This is a genomic window from Mesorhizobium sp. P5_C1, from assembly GCF_054049815.1.
In genome coordinates, this window is record NZ_JBFULQ010000460.1 from 1 (window position 1) to 4,380 (window position 4,380).

The window sequence follows — 4,380 nt, forward strand, 5'->3', positions numbered from 1 at the left end:
GTAGACGCGGCGAAACACCGTGAACGGCTTGGCACCCAGCGAGGATGCCGCCCTCAGATAGCCGTCGGGGAACGCTTTCATGACGCTGAAGATGGCAAGGACCATGAACGGCAGCAGAATGTGCGTCATTCCGACATAGACTGCCATACGGTTAAACATGAGGTCGAACGGCGCGCCACCTGCACCGAGCCCCGCAAGCACGGCGTTGACGATGCCCTCGCGTTGCAGGAGGACGGTCCAGGACAGGGTTCGCACGAGTATGGATGTCCACAGCGGCAGGAGAATAAAGATCATCAGAAATCCGGCCCGCCGTGGCGGTGAGCTGGCTATGAAATAGGCGAGCGGGAAGCCGACGATCAGGCAGATGAGTGTCACCCAGGCGGCCATGACCACCGTACGGACAAGCATGCCGACGAAAAGCGCCTTGTCAGGCGCCACCTTGGCGATAGCGCCCTGATCGGTGCGCTTCAAGTCGAGCGCGGCAAGTAGGTTGGCGTCCGTCAGCGGACCGCCGGCGCGCTTGATTGCCGCCCACGTCGCGATCTGGCCCCATCGCGCGTCGATGGCGACGAAGTCCGGCCCCGTCAGCGTAGCGGGCTCGGCCGACACGGCGGTGACCGTCTTGAACAGAAGTGACCGGAAACCCGGCAGATCCGAATTGATGCGGACGGCTGCCTTGGCCAGTGTTTCCGGAGCGGTGGTTTTTAGGTCGTGCTGCAAGCCGGCGAATGCTGGGCTGTCCGGCAGCGAACTTCCGTCGAACTCGCCAAGAGCGGCAATCGTGCGCGGAAGTGCCTGGCGGGCCAGCGGATCCGAAACGCTCTGCCACAGCGTCGCCGCTATCGGCACGAAGAACGTGACGAGCAGGAAAAGGAACAGCGGCGCGACCAGGATAAGGGCCTGCGCGTTCCCGAGCCGCCTGAGAGGGGCCGCTATCTTTGCGAGGTTGGTAAACATGAAACCGAACATGCACACAGTATGGGCACCCTGTGGAGGCGCCCATACTGTGTCATTCTATCATTGGCCGATGAGGGTCGTCATGCGCTGGTTCAGCGCATCGTAATTGTCCAGCCAGAAGCTTGCATTGGACTGGATCGCCGTCTTGATGTTGTCAGGATTGGCCGACAACAACGGCAGCACTTCCGGCTTGACCAAGGGCAGAGCATCGGTGTTCGGAACCGAGATCCCCATCTTGGATGCCAGTTGCGCCTGTCTCTCCGCTTCGGTCGCGAAATTCAGGAAGCTATAGGCCGTATCGAGATTCTTCGCCCCCTTCGGGATCGCCCAGTAGTCGATGTGGCGGATCGAATTGTTGTTGACGACCTTGTTCTTAAGCCCTTCGCCGAGATTGGTGGCGTTGATACCGCTGTCGTAGGTGGCAATGAACACCGCCTCGCCGCTTGCCAGAAACTGCCGCGACTGTCCCGGATTGGTCCACCAGATGATGTTGGGCATCAGTTCCTTGACCTTGGCGAAGGCGCGATCTTGGCCTTCCGGCGTGGCGAGCGTCTTGTAGACGTCGGCCGGCGCAACTCCATCGGCAAGCAGCGCTGCCTCCAGCGTATCGCGTGGGTCGCGATAGAGAGATCTCTTGCCAGGCCATTTTTTGACGTTCCAGAAGTCGGCCCAATTTTGAGGTGCTTCTGAGGTCTTGGCGGGATCGTAGGCGATCGACATGTTGTAGAGGACCTCACCAAGGCCGCAATCGAGCTTGGCATCCGGGATCAGCTTGGCGGCTTCCTTGATCTTGCTGTAGTCGATTTTTTCGAAGAGCCCTTCCTGGCATCCCTGGATCACCTCGACATCTTCCGCGGCAACAACGTCCCACGTGTTGTTGCCCCCTTCGATGCGGGTGCGGATGACGCCGATGCCATAGTCACGGCTGTCTTCCACCAGCTTCACGCCAGTGGCCGCGAAGGGGCTGAAATAGAGCTCCCGGACCATGTCCTGAACGAGACCGCCGAAGTTGGCGACGGTGATCTGCTTTTCTTGAGCACTGACACTTAGGGCGGTGGCTGTGACCAGAGYGGCGCCGAGACACAGTGCCTTGATGTGAGATTTGAACATTTTTTTAGTCCTCCGTTTTGTTGAGTATTCCCCGGTTTTATGTTCAGGCAACCAACACGTTGAGGACGGCCTGACGTCCCTCCTGCTCTACGGCATGCAGGGCACGGCGAAGCGCTGCCGGCAGGTCTTTCGCCTGCTCGACCCGCTCGCCGTAGCCGCCGGATGCTTCGACGATCTTTTCATATTCGGGACTTGGCTCGAGATACGTGAAGACCGCATTTCTGTTCGATCTGGTTTCGCTGTCCGGGTAGACGGACAGCGTGGCGCGCCGAACGGCTGCCCACATGCTGTTGTTCATTATGATGGTCAGCGTCGGCAATTGATTTGCCCGGGAAACGAAATGGGCAGGGGTCGGGTTGCCGAACATGTAGGCGCCGTCGCCAACCAGGCTGATGACGCGTCTTTCCGGCGCGGTCAGTTTTATTCCCAGAGCCGCGCCGAGTGCCCAGCCAAGACCGCCGGAGCTTGGCGCGCCAAAATAGCCGCCACCGCCATCGAGTGCGAGAAGCTCAGTCGGGAATGCCGTCTCGGCGAGAATGGTGTCGCCTTCGCCCGACACGTCGGCCAGGCAACGTGCCACTTGAGCATAGCTTGGCAGTTCGACGTCGGCTACGGCTCGTTCTCTCAGGGTCCTGAACGCAGTCCGCTTGGTATCGAGCCAGGCAATCCTTTCCTCGACCACATCTGCTTCGGCGTGGCTTGCGGCCTGGATCAAACGCATGGCTGTGGCGACATCGCCATCGATCGCCAGGTCAGCCTGAAATCCACGCACGGGATACCGCGAGAAGTTCGGATCGAAGGCCAGGTGGATCACGCGCGTCCTGGCACCAGGACTGTGATGCAGGGGAATCCACGGCACGTCGCAGGACGCAACGATGATCAGGTCGGCTTCCTCAACCAAGGGCCCGGGTTCGAAACCAACGAAGCTTGCATTATCAATATCAAGCGGCATGAAGCGCGGGCGGTGCGCCGCCACCGCAATCGAGTGGGCTCCGGCAAAGGCCGCCAATGCTTGGCGTTCGCGCGCCTCACGACCAAGCGCGCCGGTCACGATGAGTGGACGCCTCGCTTCAGCCAGCCATTTTGCAGCAATGTTGATGGCGTTCTCGTCAGGAGCGGGCGGCGCCACCTGTGGTGAAGTCCGTCCCGGTTCAACAGACACGGGTTCGCCAAAGGTCTCGCGCGGCAAGGTGAGATAGACCGGACCACGTGGATGGGCCGTGGCAATGCTTATCGCCCGGTCGACGACAAGGTCGGTTTGATCTGCCCGACGTAGCTCATAGTCCCATTTGACGACCTCGCGAACCATGGCGCCCTGGTCGAACATCTCCTGAGCCCAGTGGATGAAAGCGTTGCGCGAAGCCAGGGAACCCGTTTCGGTGATCGGGTTGCGGCCGGCACAAAGGATGAGCGGCACCTGTTCGCGAGAGGCGTTGATGAGCCCGCAGATTGCGTTAGCCGTCCCGACATTGACGTGCACCATGACCGCTTGCGGATTGCCAGTGGCAAGATAGGCGCCGTGCGCCATGGCCACCGCAAGATTTTCGTGCGGCACGGTGATCGGTCGAGGAAGGGCGGATGGCTGGGGATGCGTCGCATAGGCCTCGATGATCGCGGCAAAATCCGTTCCTGCATTGCCGAACAGGTAGTCGACTCCACGCCGCTTCAATGCTTCGAGAAAGGCCGTGGCTGCAGTCGTCGCTTTCACCGGTTGCGTGGCGACGATCATACGACGGCTCCGACAGCGCGGGCAGAACGGCGAATGAGCGTCGCCTTGATATCCGTGAACTTGTCGAAGGCGTGCAGCGAGCGATCGCGACCGAAGCCGGACTCCTTGAAGCCACCGAACGGCATTTCGATGTTCACGCCTCCGGCGGCGTTGACGAAGACGCTGCCGGCATGCAGGCGCTCGCTGGCGTGGAGTGCCTTGTCTATGTCACGTGTCCAGACAGCGGCACCAAGGCCGTAGCGTGTGCCATTGGCGATCGCGATGGCTTCATCGAGCGACGTGAAAGACATTACGGCGAGCACCGGCCCGAACACTTCCTCCTGCGCCAGCTTCGAGGCGGGTTCGACACCGACGGCGATCGTCGGTCCAATAAAGCAGCCCTCGGAAGGCCGTTGCGCCTTGCGTCCATCAAGCATCAGGCTCACGCCCTCCTGTCCCTCGGCAACAGCGATTGCCCGGGTAATGCCATCGAGCTGCCGAGCGTTGACCACCGGGCCGAGATCATTGCCTAGATGAAGCGGGGACCCGGTCTTCAGCGTTGCGGCGATTTCCGTGATGCGCTTGACGAAGTCATCGTGAATGGC

General features: G+C 60.8%; 4 protein-coding genes. All 4 read right to left on the minus strand.

The window, feature by feature from the left end; translation table 11 throughout:
* On the minus strand, window positions 1-957 hold a 957-nt coding region (locus ACXJ7R_RS25755; RefSeq protein WP_457154289.1), incomplete at its 3' end, for an ABC transporter permease.
* Between the two features lie 60 nt (window positions 958-1,017).
* Complete coding sequence (locus tag ACXJ7R_RS25760; protein WP_457154290.1) at window positions 1,018-2,067, minus strand: ABC transporter substrate-binding protein; 1,050 nt, start codon at window positions 2,065-2,067, stop codon at window positions 1,018-1,020.
* A gap of 43 nt (window positions 2,068-2,110) precedes the next feature.
* Window positions 2,111-3,796, minus strand: a complete 1,686-nt coding sequence (locus ACXJ7R_RS25765) for a thiamine pyrophosphate-requiring protein (RefSeq protein WP_457154291.1) — start codon at window positions 3,794-3,796, stop codon at window positions 2,111-2,113.
* A partial coding sequence (locus ACXJ7R_RS25770) for an aldehyde dehydrogenase family protein (protein ID WP_457154292.1) occupies window positions 3,793-4,380 on the minus strand: 588 nt, incomplete at its 5' end. The genes ACXJ7R_RS25765 and ACXJ7R_RS25770, both read right to left, overlap by 4 nt.